General features: G+C 40.8%; 17 protein-coding genes and 4 pseudogenes. 18 read left to right on the forward strand and 3 right to left on the reverse strand.

The window, feature by feature from the left end:
- Positions 1-34: 34 nt before the first annotated feature.
- From CJ483_RS22295 to CJ483_RS22360, 14 genes and pseudogenes are all read left to right on the forward strand, one after another.
- Complete coding sequence (locus CJ483_RS22295; RefSeq protein WP_120038253.1) at positions 35-1,669, forward strand: long-chain-fatty-acid--CoA ligase; 1,635 nt, start codon at positions 35-37, stop codon at positions 1,667-1,669.
- Positions 1,650-2,543, forward strand: a complete 894-nt coding sequence (locus CJ483_RS22300; protein ID WP_120038256.1) for a 3-hydroxyacyl-CoA dehydrogenase family protein — start codon at positions 1,650-1,652, stop codon at positions 2,541-2,543. The genes CJ483_RS22295 and CJ483_RS22300 overlap by 20 nt, the downstream gene beginning before the upstream one ends.
- Positions 2,540-3,313, forward strand: coding sequence for an electron transfer flavoprotein subunit beta/FixA family protein (locus CJ483_RS22305; RefSeq protein WP_120038258.1), 774 nt, complete (start codon positions 2,540-2,542; stop codon positions 3,311-3,313). The genes CJ483_RS22300 and CJ483_RS22305 overlap by 4 nt, the downstream gene beginning before the upstream one ends.
- A 28-nt stretch (positions 3,314-3,341) precedes the next feature.
- The gene (locus CJ483_RS22310; RefSeq protein ID WP_120038260.1) at positions 3,342-4,319 is read left to right on the forward strand and encodes an electron transfer flavoprotein subunit alpha/FixB family protein; all 978 of its coding nucleotides are present in this window, start codon (positions 3,342-3,344) and stop codon (positions 4,317-4,319) included.
- Positions 4,320-4,414: 95 nt separating this feature from the next.
- Complete coding sequence (locus CJ483_RS22315; protein ID WP_120038262.1) at positions 4,415-5,563, forward strand: acyl-CoA dehydrogenase family protein; 1,149 nt, start codon at positions 4,415-4,417, stop codon at positions 5,561-5,563.
- Between the two features lie 14 nt (positions 5,564-5,577).
- Complete coding sequence (locus CJ483_RS22320; RefSeq protein WP_120038264.1) at positions 5,578-6,804, forward strand: thiolase family protein; 1,227 nt, start codon at positions 5,578-5,580, stop codon at positions 6,802-6,804.
- The gene (locus CJ483_RS22325; protein ID WP_120038267.1) at positions 6,782-7,183 is read left to right on the forward strand and encodes a PaaI family thioesterase; all 402 of its coding nucleotides are present in this window, start codon (positions 6,782-6,784) and stop codon (positions 7,181-7,183) included. Before CJ483_RS22320 ends, CJ483_RS22325 begins: the two co-directional genes overlap by 23 nt.
- An 18-nt stretch (positions 7,184-7,201) precedes the next feature.
- Positions 7,202-7,983, forward strand: a pseudogene (locus CJ483_RS22330) (enoyl-CoA hydratase/isomerase family protein).
- A 13-nt stretch (positions 7,984-7,996) separates the two neighbouring features.
- Positions 7,997-8,452 carry a PaaI family thioesterase gene (locus tag CJ483_RS22335; protein WP_120038269.1) on the forward strand — a complete coding sequence of 152 codons (456 nt, stop codon included), beginning with the start codon at positions 7,997-7,999 and terminating at the stop codon, positions 8,450-8,452.
- A gap of 214 nt (positions 8,453-8,666) precedes the next feature.
- Positions 8,667-9,839: a thiolase family protein gene (locus tag CJ483_RS22340; protein ID WP_120038271.1), complete on the forward strand. Its 1,173-nt coding sequence runs from the start codon at positions 8,667-8,669 to the stop codon at positions 9,837-9,839.
- An 89-nt stretch (positions 9,840-9,928) separates the two neighbouring features.
- Positions 9,929-10,201 carry a hypothetical protein gene (locus CJ483_RS22345; protein WP_259455861.1) on the forward strand — a complete coding sequence of 91 codons (273 nt, stop codon included), beginning with the start codon at positions 9,929-9,931 and terminating at the stop codon, positions 10,199-10,201.
- A gap of 433 nt (positions 10,202-10,634) precedes the next feature.
- The gene (locus CJ483_RS22350) at positions 10,635-11,633 is read left to right on the forward strand and encodes an NAD(P)H-dependent flavin oxidoreductase (RefSeq protein ID WP_120038275.1); all 999 of its coding nucleotides are present in this window, start codon (positions 10,635-10,637) and stop codon (positions 11,631-11,633) included.
- Positions 11,634-12,267: 634 nt separating this feature from the next.
- Complete coding sequence (locus CJ483_RS22355; RefSeq protein ID WP_120038277.1) at positions 12,268-13,056, forward strand: enoyl-CoA hydratase/isomerase family protein; 789 nt, start codon at positions 12,268-12,270, stop codon at positions 13,054-13,056.
- A 784-nt stretch (positions 13,057-13,840) separates the two neighbouring features.
- On the forward strand, positions 13,841-14,209 hold the full coding sequence (locus CJ483_RS22360; RefSeq protein ID WP_120038279.1) for a hypothetical protein: 369 nt from the start codon (positions 13,841-13,843) through the stop codon (positions 14,207-14,209).
- Between the two features lie 353 nt (positions 14,210-14,562).
- On the opposite strand, the pseudogene CJ483_RS25560 reads toward CJ483_RS22360, so the two are convergent.
- Both CJ483_RS25560 and CJ483_RS22370 read right to left on the reverse strand, forming a co-directional pair.
- Positions 14,563-15,132: pseudogene (locus tag CJ483_RS25560) on the reverse strand (transposase); the annotation flags it as partial.
- A 50-nt stretch (positions 15,133-15,182) separates the two neighbouring features.
- Positions 15,183-16,061, reverse strand: coding sequence for an alpha/beta fold hydrolase (locus CJ483_RS22370; RefSeq protein ID WP_120038281.1), 879 nt, complete (start codon positions 16,059-16,061; stop codon positions 15,183-15,185).
- Positions 16,062-16,211: 150 nt separating this feature from the next.
- Here CJ483_RS22370 and CJ483_RS22375 point away from each other — a divergent pair, with 150 nt between their 5' ends.
- From CJ483_RS22375 to CJ483_RS22385, 3 genes are all read left to right on the forward strand, one after another.
- Positions 16,212-16,922 carry a MerR family DNA-binding transcriptional regulator gene (locus CJ483_RS22375; protein WP_120038283.1) on the forward strand — a complete coding sequence of 237 codons (711 nt, stop codon included), beginning with the start codon at positions 16,212-16,214 and terminating at the stop codon, positions 16,920-16,922.
- A gap of 976 nt (positions 16,923-17,898) precedes the next feature.
- Entirely contained in the window at positions 17,899-19,290 is a 1,392-nt protein-coding gene (gene selA, locus CJ483_RS22380) for an L-seryl-tRNA(Sec) selenium transferase (protein ID WP_120038285.1), read from the forward strand.
- Between the two features lie 454 nt (positions 19,291-19,744).
- Entirely contained in the window at positions 19,745-20,425 is a 681-nt protein-coding gene (locus CJ483_RS22385; RefSeq protein ID WP_259455836.1) for a TetR/AcrR family transcriptional regulator, read from the forward strand.
- A 2-nt stretch (positions 20,426-20,427) separates the two neighbouring features.
- On the opposite strand, the pseudogene CJ483_RS22390 reads toward CJ483_RS22385, so the two are convergent.
- A pseudogene (locus tag CJ483_RS22390) lies at positions 20,428-21,968 on the reverse strand (glycine betaine uptake BCCT transporter).
- A 266-nt stretch (positions 21,969-22,234) separates the two neighbouring features.
- On the opposite strand from CJ483_RS22390, the pseudogene CJ483_RS22395 reads away from it, so the two are divergent.
- Positions 22,235-23,529, forward strand: a pseudogene (locus CJ483_RS22395) (glycine/sarcosine/betaine reductase component B subunit).
- The last annotated feature ends 1 nt before the right edge of the window (position 23,530 follow it).

Raw genomic sequence — 23,530 nt, forward strand, 5'->3', positions numbered from 1 at the left:
GCTGAAAATCTCTTTAAAAAATGGGGGGATGACATTGCAGGAAGTTCAACAGCAGCCATGGCACAAATATTATCAGGATGACATCTTTCAGTTATCACTGCCCGAGGTTTCTCTTTATTCCCTGCTGGCAGACTCCGCTGAGAGATATAGTGAACAAACAGCCATAACCTATAACGGCGAGACAATCGATTATCGTGAATTGAAAAATAGAGTGGACCGGCTCGCTGGCAGCTGGAAAGCCATGAATTTTCAAAAGGGAGAACGTATCGGGCTCATGATGAGCAACCATCCCGATTACATTATCTCTTATTATGCTGCCCAGGCACTCGGACTGATTGTTGTACAGATTAACCCGGCATATACAACCAGAGAGTTGCTGCAAATTTTGGATGATGCCAATGTCTCTTACGTGATAGTGGACAACCGTTCCTTTGGCACGATAGAGGAGATAAAAGAGATTTATAAGATTAGAGAAGTGATGGGTTCACAACTGAGTGAAATAAAAAACGGTTCTCTATGGCATCTAGAAGACTTGATTAACGTGGGCTCCCCACTTCAAACTCCGGTTATCGTGGATCCAAAAGAAGACGTAGCGGTGATTCAGTATACCGGCGGCACGACAGGAAAAATAAAAGGAGCGATGCTGACGCATTATAACTTAACCACAAATGTTTATCAAAGTTTCACCATGTACCGGCAGAGAATTGAGCTAGGGCAAGAGACCGTCTTAGCTGCGACGCCTTTATATCACGTATACGGCATGACGAGTGCAATGAATCTTGGGCTGTACATTGGGGCTAATATTTTACTGATTAAAAAATTTAATACAGAGGAAGTGCTGGAAAAAATTAAACAGTATAAGCCGACGATGTTCCCAGGTGTGCCGAAAATGTATATTTCATTCGCTAATCATCCACGAGCTCATGAGTATGGGCTAGATTCCTTAAAGGTTTGTTCATCCGGTTCGGCCCCTCTTCCGATAGAGGTGATTAAAAGGTTTGAGAAAATTTCAAAGTCAAAAATTTTAGAGGGCTTTGGGATGTCCGAAACATCACCAACGACACACCGCACACCAATCCATGGAGAGAGAAAAGCAGGAAGTATCGGCATTCCGGTACCAGGTACAGATTGCCTGATTATCGACCGTAACAATAATGTCCTCGGAACGAGCTATGTGGGTGAATTGCTCATTAAAGGACCTCAGGTGATGAAAGGGTACTGGAACAATGAAGCAGAAACGAAACAAGCACTGCAAAACGGTTGGCTATACACTGGCGATCTCGCCACGATGGATGAAGACGGTTACTTTTATATCGTGGGCCGAAAAAAAGAAATGATTATTTTCGGGGGATTCAATATTTATCCACAGGAAATTGAAGGGGTGTTATTTGAGCACGAGGCTGTGAAAGAAGCAGCGGTCGTGGGATTGCCTCATGAGATACACGGTGAAATCATTAAAGCCTACATTGTTCCAAAAGAAGGCAAAGAGGTAGACAGTGAGGAACTACGAAACTATTGTTACACAAAACTGACCCCTTACAAGGTGCCGAAAGAAATAGAAGTGAGAGAAAGTTTGCCGAGAAACGGCGTGGGAAAGCTGCTCAAGAGATTGTTAGTGAAAGAGGAAATGGAAAGAAGGGAGCAAAAACATGACAAGCCAGTCAATTAAACAAGTAGCGGTCATTGGTTCCGGAGCAATGGGCTCGCAGATTGCGATGGTTTGCGCACTAGCCGGCTATCCCGTTATTTTACATGATATTCAGCAGGAAAGCCTGGAGAAAGCAAAGCGATCTTTAGAGGAACAAATGGAGAAGCGGGTGAAGAAGGGCCGTTTCACTGAAGAAGAAGCGAAGAAGGCCTTTGCCAGACTTATGTTTACAACGGCCCTGGAGCAGCTGAAGGAAGCGGACATGGTGATTGAAGCCATTGTGGAGAAACTAGAGGCCAAAAAAGAGCTGTTTGCTAAACTGGAAGACATTGTCCAGCCACACACCATTTTAGCAACGAATAGTTCAACCATCGTCAGTTCAAAAATAGCGGAGGCGGTCAGCCGGCCAGAAAATGTTTGCAATATTCACTTTTTTAATCCGGCGCTTGTAATGGAGCTCGTGGAAGTGGTCAAAGGGCCTCATACATCAGAGGAAACAGCTGAAATCAGCATGGCGTTCATCCGTTCCATTCATAAAACGCCGGTTTTGTTAAAAAAGGAGATTTCAGGTTTCATTGCAAACCGCCTGCTCGGAAAATTAGTAGATGAAGCACTTTTCCTGTTAGAGAACGGCTATGCCACACATGAAGAGATTGATTTGGTCTGCACAAAAGCGTTAAATCATCCGATCGGTCCGTTTTCACTCATGGATTTGACAGGCTTGGATGTAAATTATTTTGTTCGCATGCAGCGCTTTCAAGAAAGCGGTGATGAAAGAGACAGACCATCTAAAATTGTCCAGGAAAAAGTCGAAAAAGGAGAGCTCGGCAGAAAAGCAGGCAAAGGTTTTTATGAATACAATGAGCAAGGCCAAAAAGTGGGGGTGACAACATGAACATTTATGTACTGCTAAAAAGAACGTTTGATACAGAAGAAAAAATCAGCGTGGCAAATGGCCGAATTCAGGAGGAAGGCGCTGAATTTATTATCAATCCATACGATGAATATGCCGTGGAGGAAGCGATTCAAATCCGTGATGAGAAAGGCGGTGAGGTAACGGCTGTTTCCGTTGGCAGCGAAGAAGCGGAGAAGCAGCTCCGTACGGCGCTCGCCATGGGAGCTGATAAAGCCGTGCTCATCAATACAGAAGACGATGTCGAAAACGGTGATCAATACACAACGGCTAAGATTCTTGCTGAGTTTTTAAAAGACAAGGAAGCAGACTTAATTATCGCTGGAAATGTCGCCATTGACGGCGGAAGCGGACAGGTTGGCCCGCGCGTAGCCGATCAGCTCGGCATCCCGTATGTAACAACAATTACGGATATTAAAATCGAAGGTGAAAGCGTTCACATTGTGCGAGATGTAGAAGGGGACTCGGAAAAAATCGAGACTTCATTGCCGCTGCTTGTCACAGCTCAGCAAGGTTTAAATGATTCGCGCTATCCTTCTTTGCCGGGCATCATGAAAGCGAAGAAGAAGCCGCTTGAAGAGTTAGAGCTGGATGATTTAGAGCTTGATGAAGACGACGTAGAAGCAAAGACCGAAACAATCGATGTGTTCCTGCCGCCAAAGAAGGAAGAGGGCCGCGTTTTAGAAGGCGATGTAAGCGACCAGGTAAAAGAGCTTGTGAGCTTACTGCATAACGAAGCAAAGGTTATCTAAAGGACAAACAGGATAGGAGGGGATTCATATGTCAAAAAAAGTATTAGTATTGGGAGAAGCACGTGATGGGGCACTAAGAAATGTTTCGTTTGAAGCGATGGCAGCTGGCAAAAAAGTCGCCCAGGGCGGAGAAGTAGTAGGGGTGCTGGTTGGCGAATCTATCAGCGGCCTAGCCGAGCAGCTTATTCATTACGGAGCCGATCGTGTGGCGGTTGTGGAGCATGAAAAGTTAGCGCAATATACATCTGACGGTTATTCACAGGCATTGCTTGCTGTTGTAGACCGCGAAAATCCAGATGCGATTATTTTCTGCCATACAGCGCTCGGAAAGGATTTGTCTCCAAAGATCGCCTCTAGACTGCAAGCTGGGCTCATTTCGGATGCAACAGCGTTAGAAGAAGAGGACGGCGAAGTGATTTTCACTCGTCCGATTTATTCGGGAAAAGCCTTTGAAAAGAAAAAAGTGAGCGAAGGGCTTCTGCTGGCATCGGTACGTCCAAATAACATTGTGCCGCTTGAAAAAGATGAATCCCGCAGAGGTGATGTCTATTCTGTAAACACGGATATTAAAGATATTCGGACAATTATTCAGGAAGTGGTTCGCAAAACAGCGGAAGGCGTTGATTTATCAGAGGCGAAAGTGATTGTTGCAGGCGGCCGTGGTGTGAAAAGTGCAGATGGCTTTAAGCCGCTGCAAGAGCTCGCTGCCGCACTTGGCGGCGCAGTCGGCGCTTCCCGCGGAGCGTGTGATGCAGACTACTGCGACTACTCGCTGCAAATTGGCCAGACAGGGAAAGTCGTCACACCAGACTTATATATTGCCTGTGGAATTTCGGGAGCGATTCAGCATTTAGCCGGTATGTCTAACTCTAAAATTATTGTGGCCATCAATAAAGATCCGGAAGCGAGTATTTTCGGCGTAGCGGATTATGGGATTGTCGGCGACTTGTTTGAAGTCGTGCCGATGCTGACAGAGGAATTTGAGAAGCTGAAGGCGACGGTTTAAATAGGATATTTTATCGTTCCGGTTCGCTATAAAAGATGGATCGGAATGATCAACCTTATCAATATGGGCAGGGAAAAGCTGGAGGAGGGGCGGTCATGAACTTTGAATTTGACGAAGATATTCAATTTCTAAAGAGAAACGTGCGCGATTTTATTCAAAATGAAGTAGAAACAGTGGCTATGCAAATAGAAGAAACGGATGAAATTCCAAAGCGCATTGTGGACATGTCCAAAGCGCTTGGCTTGTTCGGGTTAAGCATTCCAGAGAAGTATGGAGGCCTCGGCATCGGAATGGTTGGCAAGTGTGCTCTTTATGAGGAGATCGGAGCGACACATAACGGCTATACAACGTTAATTGGAGCGCATACCGGCATTGGCACGGTGGGAATCGTGGAGATGGGCAGCGAAGAACAAAAGAAAAAATATTTGCCGGATATGGCTGCAGGCCATCGTATCGGAGCCTTTGCCCTGACGGAGCCTGCTGCCGGATCGAATGCAACAAATTTAAAAACCACTGCGGTCAAAAAAGGGGATAAATATATACTAAACGGCACGAAGCATTACATAACCAATGCCACAGAAGCAGATATTTTTACAGTGATGGCGGTGACTGATCCATCCAAAGGGGCAAAAGGCATTATTTCTTTTATTGTAGAAAAAGACTTTCCAGGATTTCACGTGGGGGCTGTGGAGCCAAAAATGGGTCTGCGCGGTTCTCACTCTGCCGAAATTATTCTCGAAGACTGCGAGGTGCCGGCAGAAAATGTGCTGAGCGAAGAAGGGCAAGGCTATGTCAATGCTTTGAAGATTCTCGCAAACGGGCGAGCTGGTTTAGCCGCTAGAAACCTCGGTTCCAGTCAGAAGCTGCTCGATTTGTCCGTCAGCTATGCGAAAGAGCGGTTTCAATTCGGCGTTCCAATTATCGAACACCAGGCAGTAGCTCATATGCTGTCTGAAATGGCAGTAGACATTGAAGCCCTGCGGTCATTTACCTACCGTGTTGCTTGGATGGTGGATGAGCGGAAGAAGATTATTAAGGAAGCAGCGATGCTGAAGTTGTTCGGTTCTGAAGTGTATAACCGTGTAGCGGATAAAGCCGTACAGGTACACGGAGGCATTGGCTATATTTCCGATTATCCCATTGAGCGTTTTTATCGGGATGCCCGCATTACTCGCATTTATGAAGGGACCTCAGAAATCCAGAAAAACATTATTGCTGGGCAATTGAATAAAGAATACAGCTGACGGGAGGAGAAGCAATGGAGACGAAGAGGATCGTTATTGCAGAAGGTGTTCGCACACCAATCGGCCGGTACGGCGGTTCCCTAAAAGAGGTCAACTCTGGTTTTCTAGGCGCTCATGTGATCAAAAAAGTTCTCGAGAGAGCAAACATGCCGGCAGACCAGGTAAGCGAAGTAATATTAGGTGAAGTAAGGCAGTCCACCGAATCTTCTAACGTCGCCCGTGTGGCTGCGCTGCGAGCCGGTATTCCGGTGGAAGCTCCTGCTTTTACCATCAACCGTTTGTGTGCATCTGGCATGCAGGCGATTGCCTCCGGGGTGCAGCAAATCCAATCGGGACAGGCGAACATTGTAGTGGCTGGCGGAACAGAGAGCATGAGCTGTTCGCCAATCTACTTGCGAGGAGCGCGTTTTGACGGAGACAAGACCTATCTCGTTGATTCTAATCTAGAAGCGGGCCAGCAGCCGAAAGAAATGTATGGAGATCAGCTGGGAATGGGCATAACAGCAGAAAATGTAGCGGAAAAATACAATATTTCCCGAGCTGATCAGGACCGTTTTGCTTTTGAAAGCCAGTGCCGAGCAGCTACAGCGATGAAACAAGGAATCTTTAAAGAGGAAATAGTCCCATTCCACGTCACTACGAAGAAGAAAACCATACTCTTCAATCAAGATGAGCATCCGCGGCCCGAAACAACGATGGAAAAGCTTGCTACTCTCAAGCCTGTTTTTAAAGAAGGCGGATCGGTTACAGCTGGAAATGCATGCGGACGAAATGACGGCTCGGCTGCACTCCTTCTTTTATCAGAGGAGGAGGCTGAAAATCGGCAGTTACAGCCAAAGGCAGCGATTGTCGACTGGACGGCAGTCGGAGTAGCACCGGAAATAATGGGAATCGGGCCTGTCCCTGCCATTAAAAGATTGCTTGACCGTACCGGAATGTCAATAGACGACATTGATTTATTTGAAATCAATGAAGCATTTGCGTCACAGGCGCTAGCCGTTCAAAGAGAGTTAGGCATCAGCTTCGATAAACTGAATGTAAATGGAGGAGCCATTGCGCTTGGCCACCCTGTGGGAGCGACTGGTGCACGGCTTGTCGTCACATTGATGCACGAGCTTGGCAGAAGAGGAGGCCGATATGGGATTGCCTCATTATGTGTTGGCGGCGGACAGGGGATGGCGATCATGATTGAAAATATAAGACGGCAGGAGAAGGAATATGGAAGCAGCCAAAAAGGTTGACCATTCTTTCTTTTTTTCCTATTTAGGCTTGGAGCGGCAGGAGGATGAAGCGGGGGCCGCTGTTCTTAATGTGAAGCTGGTTGACAGCCATTTGTCGGAAACAGGAAAAGTAGCGGGAGGCCTCTTTTACACAATGCTCGATGCTGCGATGGGAACGGCAGTGTCAGAGACAGGCGGAGCATTTGGTGTGACAACAGATTTGCATGTTCAGATTTTACGCAATGAAGCAAGCCGCTTATTTGTTTGCAAAGGCTATTGTTCTGGAATAGAAGGAAAAAACGCAAGCGGGCGGGGAGAAATCTTCGATGAGAGCGGGCGCCTTGTCGCTTCAGGCATGGCTGCCTTCAAACTGCTAACAGCAGAAGCAAAGCAATCCTAAAAAGAATGAGGTGGGATCATGGAGAAATTTGAGGCTATTTTAGTAGAAAGAAAGGGAAACATTGCTTTTATCATAATTAACCGTCCAGATCAGCGAAACGCCCTCAGCAAGCAAGTATTAGAGGAAATAACAGCAGCGCTTGAGGAATTCAAGCATGATGAAAGGATTGGCTGTATTGTATTCACTGGAAGCGGAGAAAAGTCTTTTGCTGCGGGCGCTGATATCAGCCAATTAAAAACACGCACGCCTCTTGATGTATTTAAGCCAGGCAGTATGCAAGAGGTATACAGCTATATTGAAGCGTATGACAAACCGACCATTGCGATGGTCAATGGTTATGCCCTTGGAGGAGGCTGTGAACTCGCGATGGCATGCGACATCCGGATCGCTTCAGAACATGCAAAATTTGGTTTACCCGAATTGAATCTTGCGATTATTCCAAGTGCAGGGGCACACAGCGTCTTGCCCGTCTGGTCGGAAAGGGCAAAGCGATTGAGCTGATTTTAACCGGGAAAATGCTCAGTGCATCAGAAGCCCAGCATATCGGTCTAATCTCAGAAACCGTGCCGGCAGCTAAATTAAAGGAGAAAGTACTAGAGGTGGCGGAGCAAATCTTAGCGAAGGGCCCGCTCGCGGTCAAAATGGCCAAACTAGCCATTCATCTTGGGTTTGATGCGGACATGAAGACAGGCTTAACCGTAGAGAGGCTCGCTCAAGCGGTTCTGTTCGCAACGGAAGATAAAAACGAAGGGACAAGTGCATTTCTTGAGAAAAGAAAACCACAGTTTACGGCGAACTAAGGAGGGATGAGGATTGTTGCTTGAAGATATTATAAAGGAGTTTGAGGAATGTCCTTTCTTACAGCACCTTGGATTGGATATTCTGAAATTTGAAGAAGGCGATGTAAGGATTAAGCTAACTATACAAGAGCACTTGCTGAACACAAATTATACTCTGCACGGTGGTGTATATGCGTCTGTTCTAGATTTTATTCAAAGCATGTATCTGCGCTCGGTGACAAAAACACGTTGTGTGACAACAAATTTAACGATTCACTACACAGCGCCTGTATCAGCTGGAGAAGTATTTGCTGAAGCCTCCATTATCTCTAAAGGATATAAAACGGCGTTTGTTGAGGGAATTCTAAAAGATCAAGAAGGGAGGCTGTTAGCAAAAGGAACAGGGACATTTAAACTGATCCAACCTGCTGAAACAGCTGAGGAAGGGAAGAAGCGTCAGGAGGATTTAGAGAAAGGGCAGCCTATATAACTAGTAATTAAGGAGACTGGAGCCAGACCGGAGATCGTTCCCTGCTTATGCAAAATTGGCCGGCTTCATAGGTCGAAACAGATAGAGTCAGCAATAAGGGCGATTTAGAAAGAAGCTTGTCTTCTTAAGATCCTCATTAACGTGAAGCAACATAGTGAAGCAGAGGTAAAAGATAAGATGATTTTTAAGATAGAAGCAAGGAGAGGATCAATAAGTGAAGAGAGACGCAGTCATCGTATCGGCGGTGCGCACGGCAATTGGAAAGCAAGGGGGAGCGCTTGCAAAAGTACCAGCCCATTTGTTTGGGGCAGAAATTATAAAAGAAGCATTAAAGCGGGCGAATGTGAAAGCAGAATGGGTGGAAGATGTCATTTTAGGAAATGTCCTAAGCGGAGGCGGCAATATCGCGAGATTGACCGCTTTACAGACTGGAATGGGCATGGAACTTCCAGGGCTCACTGTAGACCGCCAGTGCGGATCCGGTATAAATGCCATTATTCTAGCCGCTCAAGCAATAAGAGCTGGAGAGGGTGATGTGTATATTGCTGGTGGAGTAGAAAGTATGAGCAGAGCCCCCTACTTGATGGATCGACCAGAAGTACCTTACAGCGCTACCCCACCAAAATTTAGGAAATCTCAGTTATCCCCAATCGAAATTGGGAATCCTCCAATGGGAATAACCGCTGAAAACTTAGCAGAAAAATATCAAATAAGCCGGGAAGAACAAGATGAATTCTCTTTAAAAAGTCAGCAAAAAATGGCTAGAGCAATGGAAGAAGGGCGTTTTGAAGAACAGATTGTGCCGATACATATACCTGTCCGAAAAGGAGACCCCATTGTATTTAAGAAGGATGAACATCCAAGACCTCAAACAACAAAAGAAGCTTTGGCTAAACTTTCACCAGCATTCCTGGAAGGGGGGACAGTGACCGCAGGAAATAGTTCCGGATTGAATGATGCGGCGTCCGCTCTAGTTGTAATGTCAAGAGAAAAGGCAGAGCAGCTTGGCATTCAACCACTAGCGGTCATTAAAGCACACGCTATTGCTGGTGTAGACCCAAATCTAATGGGAATCGGTCCTGTTCCGGCTACACAAAAGGTTCTGGAAAAAAACGGTCTCTCTATAGGTGATATGGATATTATTGAAATTAACGAGGCATTTGCTGCACAAGTGATTGCTTGTAACAGGGAACTAAAAATGGACCCTGCTAAAGTGAACGTCAACGGCGGCGCTATTTCACATGGTCATCCACTTGGTGCTACAGGAGCCATTCTCTTTACGAAAGCTGTTTATGAACTGAAGAGATCCGATAAAAGGTATGGTCTTATTACAGCTTGTATTGGCGGAGGCCAAGGGATTGCGGCGATTATTGAAAGGGAGGAGTAACCTTGCTTTTCTTGAACAATATGTTGTTCAAGGTTGACAAACAAGGATAAAAGTAATTTTAGTATAGGCATATTTCTTGCGTTAACAATATAGCTAATTATCATGATAAAGCTTTTGCTTCCCAGGCAGTGGCTGTTATTCGAGAATTGCGGCTTGATATTAACAAGGCCAATGTGAATGGGGAGGGACATCCGGTTGGGTCGGCTGGTGCCCGCACGGTCATCACTTTAATTCCTGAAATGATTTGCTGGCAAGAAAGATACGGGATCGCAACCCTCTGTGGCGGAGGCGGCCAAGGAATGGCTAGGATGATTGAAGTGACTACAAAAAGGAAAAGGGGTTTATTGGAAATCTATTTATAATATTTTAGAGGGTTTCTTTGATATCACTTACAATACTAAAAAAAGAAGAATCCTATTAGGAACTAGGCATTGAGTTTGTTCAACAAAATCAACAACATAAACGGTTATAAATAATTGAATATTTTAAAAATATAAGCCCGCTCCAGCTAATTAGCAGGCGGCTTAAGTTCCTTCATTAAGAAATAGGAACTGCCATGTAATCTTCTTTTGAAAAATTAGAAACAGAGTGAATGAACTTGGTGTTGCCTTCAAAAGAAATTTTTTCCTACAAAAGGTTGCTTTAAAAGGGACACCGCTGGAACTGCAATGATAAATGGCCAGACCGTTTTACGAGATCGAAGATAAACAAAAAGTTCAGTAGAGACAATATTTGCAAATGAAAGACAGATGAACGTTCCACTTACATAACCTTACGTAGGGAGGAATAAAAATTATGAGTAAAGTTCCGTCAATATTTCAAGGGTTACGAATGCCTGTAATTGGTTCACCACTTTTCATTATTAGTAATCCCAAATTAGTAATCGAACAATGTAAGGCCGGCATTATCGGATCAATGCCTGCGCTCAATGCTCGGCCAGTCTCGCAACTCGACGAATGGCTGGCAGAAATCACAGAGGAACTCGACTCGTACAACGCACGTAATCCAGACCATCCTGCCGCGCCATTTGCAATTAATCAGAATGTGCACAAGACTAATAAACGCCTAGAAAAGGATATGGAAATTTGTGAGAAGTATAAAGTTCCTATTATTATTACATCTTTAGGCGCACGGGAAGATGTAAATGATGCGGTACACAGTTATGGGGGAGTTGTTTTACATGATGTGATTAATAACACTTTCGCACATAAAGCAATAGAAAAGGGCGCGGATGGGTTGATTGCTGTTGCTGCAGGGGCAGGAGGGCATGCTGGTGTAAAAAGTCCTTTTGCATTAATTCAGGAAATTAGACAGTGGTTCGATGGTCCACTTGCTTTAGCAGGTTCCATTGCAAGCGGAAGAGCGATACTTGCTGCTCAAGTAATGGGGGCGAACTTTGCTTATATTGGAACACCTTTTATTGCCACTTACGAAGCCAATGCTTCTGATGTATATAAGCAAGCCATTTTGGATAGTACGTCTGACGACATTGTGTATAGTAATCTCTTTACAGGTGTACATGGGAATTATCTGGCCCCGTCCATTCGTGCTGCCGGTTTGGATGTTAATAATCTTCCTGAAAGTGATCCTTCTAAGATGAATTTTGCTAGAGAGACAAAACCGTGGAAAGATATCTGGGGAGCTGGTCAAGGCATTGGGACCATTAATGAGATCACAACTACAGCGGCATTTATAGACAAGCTCTATCAAGAGTATATTCAAACAAAGCAAAGTTTACTGAAACAAATGAATTCTTCTGATGCTGCAAGCAGGTTGAGGGAGCAAAGTTATTAAAGGAAGATGGAGAAACGGCTGCATTACCTATAAAATACCCTTTTCAAAAAGCTGAAATAAGAATAAAAGAGAAACTGGAGAGTTCTGTCCTTAATACCTGAAGCGGGGATTTTTTTGCTGATGGGCTGTGGCAACATAAATCCATCCTTTTAGCATGAAAACAGAAGAATATAAACTGAATGTTCGTATCTAAATAAGTACTAGACTTATATAATGCGGAATATGAGGCGGACTTTTCAGAATAGCTTCGATTTTGGGATAAACATGAGCTTATTAAAGAACTTAATATAGACTATTTAGAATTTATACCTGACCGTATGATTATAACGATGCCAGTAGAACCTCAAACTTGATAGCCTACTGGCCTATTGCATGGAGGGGCATCTATTGTTTTAGAGAAAATCACGGCGACCATAACAGCTGCTATTAATATACTAGCCATAATAAATTGAATTCAATTAGCTCGGGGATTAATGGAAATCATATCGGCGGCAAAAGGGATGGCATTGTCATTACGGATGAAAGTGGAAAGTAATTGTATTCCTCGATGTACAGTAGCGATGACAAGTAAAAAAATAAAAAAGACCTTAATACATATGTATATTTCAACAATAGTTTAAGGAGGAATAAATATATGGAGCATATTATCGTGGATACACAAAATGGGGTTCGCACACTGACCTTAAACAGACCTGAGCGTCTCAATGCCGTAAATGATAAGCTTAGTATGGAGATAATCGAGACTATTGAGGAGGCTTCAGCTGATGATGAAGTCCGTGTCCTTGTAATAACCGGGAGTGGACGAGGCTTTTGTGCAGGCCTTGACCTGTCTGATTATTCAAAGAGAAATCCATCCACTTATTCCCGTCATAAAAAATTAGATGACTTGGGTTGGGTTGGTCATCAAGCATTAGGCATTGTTCATTGTGATAAACCGGTTATCGCCGCGATCAATGGTATAGCTGCTGGTGCAGGACTCGCCCTGGCTCTGGCCTGCGACATGCGCTTTATGTCTGCTGGAGCAAGTGTAACAACCGGATACATTCGTCGTGGTCTAAGCCCCGATGCGGGAATGACCTATTTTTTACCGCGTTTAGTGGGACAGGCCAAAGCAGCCGAATTGATCTATACAGGTCGAGACATCTATCCTGAAGAAGCCGAGCAGATCGGTTTGATTAATGGGATATTCCCTGATATAGAATTTCAGGATCGGGTTATGAATTTTGCTAGGAAACTAGCGGCAGGACCACCGGTTGCGATGACGTTATCCAAAAGAATGCTTGCCGTAAGCCCTGACACGGATCTTACGACCATTCTAAAACAAGAGTACGCCTCTATCAAAATTTGTTTTGAGACCAAAGATGTACAGGAAGGAGTTCGAGCCTTTACCGAGAAAAGGAAACCTGTATTCCGGGGTGAGTAATTATATATTAAAATAATCACCTTAAAGAAAATCATAAATAGGACAGTGACTACAGAAGCCTTGTTTCGGACCTTTACAAACTATGGTGGAAGTTTATCATGTAGTAAAGAATTGACTCACGTGATAGCCCTGGTGAAAAAATAAATAATAACACAAATGAACAAATATCCAAGTATATAAGTGTAATTTTATTTAAGTGTACAGGGCTTTTTAGGAAAAACCATGTATTAATATAATGCTGTAATCATTATTCTACTTCTAAAGTTAAACGACTTTAACAATCGCCTATCAAATTTACAGATAGGCGATTGTTGGGTTTGTAAGAACACAATTCATCTAGTTTTTATAGGTTCATTGAAAATTAATTCATTGTGCGTTGATGCAAAGAGCATAAATATGTGTAATTATGGTTAAAAAAGACGCGAGGCTTTAAAGAAAGTGGCGTGCTTACAAAAAAGATACGATGTGTTATCCCTTCAAGCAAAGAATTCTAAGTGATTTTGATTAAACTTTTTATAAAAATTTCATACGTCTCTAAAAAGAGTGTCTCCATTTTGATCAGCCTTTTTTAAAAAGGATTCTTCTTATTTATTGTGAAATATAGGATTGCGATGTGCTTTTAATCAAACTTAATTTTACAGCGACATCTAGACTTCAGTTTTTCTTATTGAACGAACGGAGCAAGGTAGTGAAAGAAGAAGCCTAAAATAATGGGATACGAACTAAAGCATATAAAAAGAAACGATTAAAGCCCTGATAGTATTAATAGCTGGAGGGAATAAAAATGGCTGAAAAGAAAGTAAGTAAGGAGAGGTTGGAGTTTAAAAGCGGTGGAATAACAAGTGTTGGATATCTATATAGGATAAAGTCTGATTTAGCAAAACCATGTATCACTATGGGCGCAGGATTTGGGGGTACACAGGACACTCCTATATATATACCTGCAATTGGCAAGACTGGAGAATTGGCCGTTATGGTGGGTGATGAAGCGATAAAAGCAATAGCAGGTGTGCAGTCAAAAACATGGCGTAATGAGATTGCTCCAAGAGCGCTCATAGAAATGATGAAATATAAGCCAAGCAATGTTGCGAATAAAATAAAGGGAATTGTTATGGTGAGTATGATAAGAAAACACAAGGGCCACAGACGATAGAACTCATCAGAAACTTGTCTAAAGTAATGGTGAAACAGTATCCGGTTTCTCACTTCGCTTTTTATGAATCGGGAGTGCGTGAGGGAATTATCGCTGATCAAATTGATTTTCTAAAGAAAAGTTTTTTATTGAACAACTAGTTCATAGTTGGATTTACTCTTTCTTTGCCAGTGTAGAAGCTGTCAGGCGTAAAATACACGCTCTGGATGCCTATGTTATTGAAATGGTCGATGGAGTAGCGATGAGACTTCGTTCATACCACGTAGCAGACGGGAAAATCGCTCTTGCTATTAGCAGAGGGAATTTAAACATCAAACGCAGCTGCCTAGATAGACAAACTGCACGAAAGGTTTCGATTTCATAGCCTTTCTAACGCTATCTAGGGCTTGGTTAGCCATTCGGGCTACATGAAGCTTATCTACAACAACTTTAGCGTGAGGCAAGACCGTATTAACTGCATTTTTGTAAGATTTCCACATATCGATTGTGACATATTCAATGCCATATCTATCATCTATTTCAGTTAGGCGCTGGATAACTGTTTCTTTATTACGGTTATAGCTTAATATCAAAGATAGTTTTATGCTCAACATTAGTCAGTGCAAGACGGGGCTTACGGATCATGTGTATTTCATCAATCCCTAGCCATTTACGAGTCTCAAATTGGTATTCACGTTCTTTGAATGCCACATGATCCTTAAAGGCATTTCTAACGGCCTTTTCGTTTACACCAATGTTTTCAGCTACTTCCATAGTAGAATCACATTTACGACACTTATACCTTCTTCGATTTAATTGTGAACCCACTCGTTTTAAACGAATGGGTAAGTCCATAATTAGTTGCTTTCTTGAATCATGTCAGTTTCATTTTCTTGTGGCGGTTTTATTGCTCTAAGGTCTGGGAGGAATAATAGGTCTGTCAAGTTGTTCACCCTGTTCGACTCTGTGAGATTAGGGTAGGGGATTACTATATTTAACGAGTTATATTCAAATTTGTAATCAACCAGTGCTTTATCAATGACAGTACCGTTACAGGCTGCATAGCTTTGGTATGATCCATATCATTTCCTTCTATGATTTCTACATCCCATCCAAGATGCTCTAACTCTTGTTTATTTTTTTGAAGTATACCGATAATATCTACTGTTACACTGCCAAAGTTTTCTCCATAAACAATAGTGTCTTTTTCCCCAGCAAACGCCAATCTTGGAATAACTAATTTATACTGAATTTCTCGATCATCAAACTCCATCAAATTTTTGTACATTGTAACAAATTGTTTAGTTTGATTCGTGTCGATTTTTACCTGTATGTTATCCCACTCAACATTTTCTGGATTAACATGATCCTGTTCATTACTAACAGGAGAGTTTTGATTATACAAAGCTTGTTCGTATGTTTTATTTGTTACCATCATCATTTCTTTATACGGACCATCTATTGGCGGAAAGCCACCCATGATTAAGCTTTCTAATCTATCTGTCCGAATGGCTAATTGTAATCCAACTAAAGCTAACCAAGAATATCCATAATAGCTAAATTTCTTAACGTTCATTTCATCAGCAATTGTTAGCAAATCTTTTACTATATTTTCAGGTGTGAGATTCTCAGGGGTCGGATGTTGCAAACGGTGTCCTTCGTAGTCGAAATATAGAATCTGAAACTTGTCCGCGAGGCCCTCAATAAAATGTTTCCCTAATTCTGGGTCTACTCCCCACAACTTTAGGTTTTCAGCTGCTTGTCCATATACAGGTTCTTTAGCAACTGGAAGCATGATGGCTGGAGAGTCGGGATTCCCAACTAAACCAACTTTTAATTCTGATTCATCCATAAGTTTTATGTTCTTCTCCATATTTATCACTCCTAAAATGTTTATACTATTATCGTATAACATTCATGCAATATTTCGGTTTTTCGTCTTTCTCCCTTTATATATTGGGATTTTATTTGAAATATATTATTGTAGCACTTGAAGGTTTTACTTTAAAAAAGGAGACAATAAATGGATTCATATACCCCTAAACAAATTGCAAATGCCTTAAATGTTAGCACAACAACTTTGAGAAGATATGAAGAACAAGATCTCATTCCTGCTGTACCAAGAACGAATAGTAATCACCGTCTTTATAAATCGATTCATTTCCAAGCTTTTACTACCATTAGAGCCTTGTTAAAAGGATATGACATACCCGTTGTTTACGAAGTTATGAGAATGATTAAAAGTTCAAGGTTTGAAGAAACCCTATGGCTAGTGAATGAACAGCAATTCCATATACAGGTGGAGAAACAGCGAGTGGAAGAAATCCTGACTATGATTCAAAATGCTGAATTTATTCAATATAAAAACGTGGAATTAAATGAGTGTATGAGTATTGGAGAGGCGGCAAAAATAGCGGGAGTAAATACTTCAGCTATCCGCCATTGGGAAAATGAAGGGTTAGTCCATTCAGAAAGAAATAAAGAAAACGGTTATAGAATGTTTTCGATACCTGAACTTCGAAAAATACTAATCATAAGCAGTTTAAGAAAAACCGTTTATTATATAGAAAATATGAAAAAATTATTAAACGATTTAGACACACAAAACTATGATAAAATTGAACGTTCCTTTCAGTTAGCATTGGAAAATCTGAATAACCAACTATTACTTCAATTGAAAGGAATCGCAGAACTGATGAAATATATACACTTTTACCAAGAAATAAATTCTTAAAAAAGAGATAAGCTCAAGCAAATCTTGTATAGTTTTACCGGAACAATGGATCACTAACGCGGTATTTAATCAGATTTGAAAACAGCCCAATCAAAAGGGCTGTTTTTGTGTTTTGTCCAGACGCCTAATCAAATAGTTGTACATTTGTAAGATCAGAAAATGTCAATTTAATCATGACATAAGATAGGCTTGGTAGCCCCTACCACCATGACGGTGTATATACATCTATGTTCTACAATTCTCATTTATATAACGATGATTAGCAAAACTGAGCATCTGTCTTTATGAAACACTCTCTCCAGAAATTATTAAAGGGCACGTTTTATAGGTAGTAGGGGAGGCACATAGGAATTTAATATTCAACTATGCGCATAATTTAAATTTTTACGATTTACATAAGTTTCAATAAAGCTTTCTTTAATAGGCTTGGGAGGAAAAGAATGATGCACTAGCGCTACAGTGAGCATGTCGGATTTATTCAACCAGTGAAGAACAGACAAATGAAGAGATATAAAGTTTTTCTTGAAGCCTGTCCATTAGAAGCACCTTATTAGTTTTCATGACATCAATCGCTTTGTTCTTTCATCAGTGGAATCCATAGGGTTTTGCCATCTTGGTTTATATAAAGATTTCCTAAGTAATGGAAAAGCGGAGCCCGCTTACGCTCAGTATGACTAAATGGTTAGCGGTAGAGAAACTGCTTCCCCACTTGTTCGGTGTGCCTACCGGGTGCGAGATAGTTCATTTCTTTAATCTTCCTATAGTTCGCTCATTAGTTTTGTTCCATTGATATCGGTACGTACTGAGCATTTAATTTATCTTACTAGTATTTAATAATTTTATTTACCGGATGTCAGAGTTTAACGGAAATTCATCAGTGAAAGTTTGTAGGCGGTCCTAAAGACCTCTATAATTAATAGAAAGGCTCTTCAAGAGTTGGGAAGAAATCTTAATTCAAGTATAAGGAGGGTATTTAATGAAAGAGCTTCTCCGTGAGCTGCCGGCTATACATATTATACAAAAAGATAGTAGATTCGACATCTTGGCAAAAGATGCCTGCATTACATCTTCAAAGCTAACTGAATGGGTTCAAGAAGAAATAAATTTTATAAGACAGAAAGTCTTAAACGATTGCTGGTTTGAAAGGATAAACACCAAAGAATCCTACATAGACTACATTTTTAAGAGGTTGAAAGAGAAATCCAAGTCTATTCATCAATATAATCTTAAGAGTGTTATTAATGCGACTGGAACAATCCTACATACAAATTTAGGAAGAGCGAGACTTAGTAAAGAAGCTATTAGGCAAGTCACAGTAACAGCAGAAAATTACTCGAACCTGGAATATGATCTTAAAAAAGGAGTGCGCGGATCACGGCATGCAATTATTGAATCAATTTTAACGGAAATTACTGGTGCGGAAGCTGCAATGGTGGTGAATAATAATGCAGCAGCTGTCTATCTGATTTTGAGAGCACTGGCCAAAGACAAAAAAGTAATTGTATCTCGCGGGGAATTAGTTGAAATTGGAGGAGCGTTTAGAATTTCATCCATTATGGAAGAAAGCGGTGCCATTTTAAAGGAAGTAGGGACAACAAACAAAACACATAGGTTTGACTATGAACAGGCAATAGATGAAGATACGGTTATGTTAATGAAAGTTCACACGAGCAATTTTAAGACTGTGGGTTTTACCCATTCTGTGACTTCAGAAGAATTAGTAGAACTGGTTCAACAACACCGTGAGCTCCTTGTCTATGAAGACTTGGGAAGCGGCGCACTATATGATTTTAAAATTGGAGATGAGCCAGTAGTTGCAAAGGTCCTCAAAAAAGGTGTCGATCTGGTTTCATTCAGTGGAGATAAATTATTGGGCGGTCCGCAAGCGGGAATTATTGCGGGTAAAAAAGAGCTGATCAAAACACTCAAAACACATCAATTAGCCCGTGTATTAAGAGTCGACAAAATGACGCTTGCGGCATTAGAGGCAACACTTAAAAGTTATATCCAAGGAAGGGTTGAGGAAATTCCGACTATTCGGGATATTTTACTTCCTTTAAACGAGATTAAAAAGCGTATTGAGCTATTTTTGCAGAATACAGCTCAAATTAAAAACAAATGGGATTTTGTTATTAAGGAAGATACTTCCCAAATTGGAGGAGGAACGATGCCGGGGGTAGAAATCCCAACTTTTGTTGTAGCAGTTAGCCATGATGCGATAAATTCACAACATATTCATGACCATTTGCGTCTGGGAAGCCCCTCCATTGTAACTCGGTTGAAAAATGATCAAGTATTAATGGACTTTCGAACAATAAACAACGACGAAATACCAATTATCATTGATGCTCTCCAAAGAATTGGCTAAGAAAAGCTCCCTGTCTTATTATTTTCGTCTCTTTAATTTATATGGATTTAATAAGAAAAATAAAAGGAGCAAACCTCCACTCAAAGTGGAGGTTTGCTCAGGCTTCATTTCAAATAAAGAGTTAAAAGTTTTCACAATATGTTCTCAGCAATGAGGATACTTTCACAGTCATGAGAACAACAAAAAGTACGATAGAATATTTAGATAAGATATTTACTTATAATATAAATCGAACTATACTAGATTTGTAATCACGTTTTTTTATAATCTTGATTAATTGACGATCGGTTGCCATAGTAAAATAGGAAAAGTAAGCCTCAATAGAAAAAATATGGAAAGTTTCTTTTATACAGGTTAGTTACTTGGCCTTATGCGTGGGTTGAACTTAATTATTAGTTCATGTTATATTAATTATAATCATGATTAATAGTCAGAAAATTAGAGGTGCAAAACGTTGAAAAATAATTTAACTGAACGACAAATACGAAACAAAGAAGTTCAAACTACCAGAATGATGTCCTATTTTATTGATGCCACAGCTCAAATCATTGAAAAAGAAGGAATTGAAAAAGTAACCATAAGAAAAGTGGCTGATTTAGCTGGTTACAACAGTGCTACTATCTATAACTATTTTAGTGACTTGTCTCATTTGATTTCATTTGCCTCCATGAAATTTTTAAAAAAGTATACGGATGCCTTACCAGAATATTTATCAAAAGCTAAGACCCCTTTGGAGAAATATTTTTTAATATGGGAATGCTTTTGCAAATACTCTTTTGAATCTCCACAAATTTACTATGCTGTGTTTTCTTCTGATCTTGGTGTTCATCCATCTAATTTATCTGACTACTATGACTTCTTTCCAACTGATTTGCTGGGGTTACCAGAAAATTTAAAGGATATGTTTCTAGAATCAAATTTACCAAGAAGAACAAGAATTGCGCTTCAGCAATGTGTGACAGAGAATTACATCAAAGAGTCTGAAGCGGACCAATTGGCGGAAAGCCATTATTTAATATGGCAGGGCATGCTTACAATGTTTATCAATAATAGATCTAACTACTCGGTAAAGGAAGCAACAGAAATGACCGTCAAGCATATTCAAAATACTATTACTTTAGAAGAATCAGTATAAAATTACATCACTTCTTTTTTCTCGGAATGCTCGCTAATCTTGTTTTTATGTTGAGAATCAATGTGACCATCATCTCCTTTTAATGCTTTGAACAGGGTGTAACACATGATAATCATTATTATAATGAACGGAAACGCGGCGGCAATAGAGGCAGTTTGTATCGTATTTAGACTTCCACTCATTAGCAGCACAATAGAGATTAGAGACAATAAAACTCCCCAGTACACCTTAATTGACCGGGCAGGATTCAAGTTCCCCCAGAACTGAAAATAGATAATACAAACGTAGCAGAATCCGCAGATGTTATAAAAAAAGTGACAATTAAAATTAAGGCGATTATACTCAAGAACAAGGCAAATGGAAAGTTCTCGAAAAAGACGAATAGTGCTAGTGAGACATCCGAGTTAACTGCATCCGCCAAAGCTTGATTTCCTAATTTGTGAACGAGGTTAAGACTTGATCCACCAAAAGCTGAAAACCATACAAAAGTTCCTAATGTGGGAATAATCAATACACCTAAAATAAACTCTTTGATCGTTCGTCCCTTTGATACCTTAGCGATAAAGCTTCCTACAAAAGGAGCCCATGCAATCCACCAACCCCAATAGAACAATGTCCATTCTGAAGTCCAAGTATTTTCACTAAATGGGTTGATTCTTAAACTTAGAGGCACTAATTGATCGATATACATTCCTGTAGTATTCGCAAACGTTTTAAGAATTTGTCCTGTTGGTCCTAAAACAATGAGTACAGCCATAATAAAGATGGCTAATAAAATGTTAATATTGGACAAAACTTTCATTCCACGATCGATACCAATAAAAGCTGAGCCGGTAAATAAAGCTGTCAAAAAGCAGATGACAATAATTTGACTCACCAGATTATTGGGATAGTGGAAGAGAAAATCTAAGCCGGTAGTAATTTGCAAAGCACCTAATCCTAAGGAGGTGGCGATACCAAAAACGGTAGCTATAATAGCTAGGACGTCAATTGTTTTGCCAATGGGGCCATGAATTTTATCCCCTAAAATAGGATAAAAAGCTGAGCTGATTAAACCAGGTAGTTTTTTTCGATACTGAAAGAAAGCTAAGCTTAAGCCGATAAAGGCATAAACTGCCCAAGGATGCAAGCCCCAATGAAAAAATGTATAGGTCATGGCCAAATTTGCTGCTTCTTCTGTATTCCCTTTTCCCATTGGGGGAGATATGTAATGAGTTAATGGCTCAGCCACCCCCCAAAATACTAATCCAATTCCCATACCGGCACTGAATAACATGGCAAACCAGGAAATATTACTATATACGGGCTTGTCTGTATCCTCACCTAATTTCATTTTCCCAAACTTTGAGAACATTAAATAGACAATAAATAATAGAAACATTAGAGTGGCTGTTAAATACAACCAGCCAAAGTATTCAGTTACCATTTTCAAAAAGTTTGTCGATAACTTTGTCAGCAGATTATTAAAAAATATGCCCAGTATGACAAAAATGCTGGTTACTAGTAAAGAAACTGTCAAAACACCGTTGTTCTTTAAATTCATCTACTTAACCCCCTCTTAAAATTATTTTACTTCTGAATAAAGCCTTCTTTTCTCTTTAAGCAAACGCTTTCAAAAAAGAACATATTGCTAATCATGATGATAACACAACCTAGATTTTATATGAAGGAATTATTTTATTTTTTTGTAATTTCTGAATTTTTGTGTAAGTTGAAGGAAAAAGATTTACTTTTGGGAAAATTGCTAATATAATCTAGTCATAGTTATTGAATAATCATGATTAAAGGAGGTCCTAAATGAGACTGGAGATGGGGTATTTTTTTGTGCGTGATATAGTGTTTGGAGACAAAACCTTCTTTGAAAATGGTCTTTTAACAATTAATAAAGAAGAAGCTTTAAGGGTTGTGTATGAGGATGAAAATATTACGGAAGCAGATATTCTTATTGCAAAAAGCGGTGATCCCATTCGCATTACACCGGTAAAGGAAGCAGTTGAGCCACGCTGTAAGGTTTCTGGAGGAGTGATGTTTCCAGGGGTTACAAATAAATTAGTCCCTGTTGGACAAGGAAGGACACATGTTCTAAAAGGTAGCTGTGTATTAGCTGTAGGAAAACACTGGGGAGGGTTTCAGGATGGCTTAATTGACATGAGTGGGCCTGGAGCGAAGCAAACAATTTTTTCACAACTTCTCAATGTTTGTTTAGTAGCAGATACAAACGAAGAATTTGAGAGGCGTGAGCAGCAGAAGAAAAATAAAGCGCTTCGATGGGCAGCTATGCGCTTGGCTGAATACTTAGGTTCTTGTGTGAAAAACATGGAACCAGAAGAAGTAAAAGTTTATGAACATCTGCCATTGAATCAAAGAGCCGAAGAAGCTAAGCAGCTTCCTGGCGTTGTATATGTCCTTCAGCTTCAATCGCAAATGCTTGAGAGCGGTTACAATGCGATGGTTTATGGCTGGGATGCGAATCGAATGCTGCCAACATTAATTACTCCAAATGAATTACTAGATGGTGCGATCGTTTCGGGCAGTTTTATGCCTTCATCCTCAAAAATATCAACTTATCAGCATGCGAATAATCCGACCATTATACGGTTAATGGAGGAACATGGAAAAACTATCAACTTTATAGGTGTTATTGTTTCAAATTTAAATGTTCAATTAGAGGAAAAAGAGCGTTCAGCATTTTTTGTTAGACAGATTGCAGCTTCATTGGGCGCTCAAGGAGCAATTGTGGCCGAAGAAGGATATGGTAATCCAGATTCTGATTTTATTTTAGTAATAAACGAATTAGAAGAAGCGGGAATTAAAGTTGTGGGGATTACAAATGAGTGCACTGGACGTGACGGGATGTCTCAGTCACTTGTTGATTTATCGGAAAAGGCGAATGCTATTGTTTCCACTGGAAATGTATCCGAATATCTTGAGCTCGGACCAATGGAAATTGTAATTGGGGAACTTGATGCATTAGCTAGAGACGGTAATTCAGGGGATGGGAAGGATCCGTAAGGCCAGATGGATCCATTCGGATGGAAAATAACGGAATGTTTTGTGCGGACTCAAGTACAGGGCACCATTACAAAACAGTCGTCGAGTATTAAA

It is taken from the genome of Bacillus sp. PK3_68, assembly GCF_003600835.1.
Lineage (GTDB): Bacteria > Bacillota > Bacilli > Bacillales > Domibacillaceae > Pseudobacillus.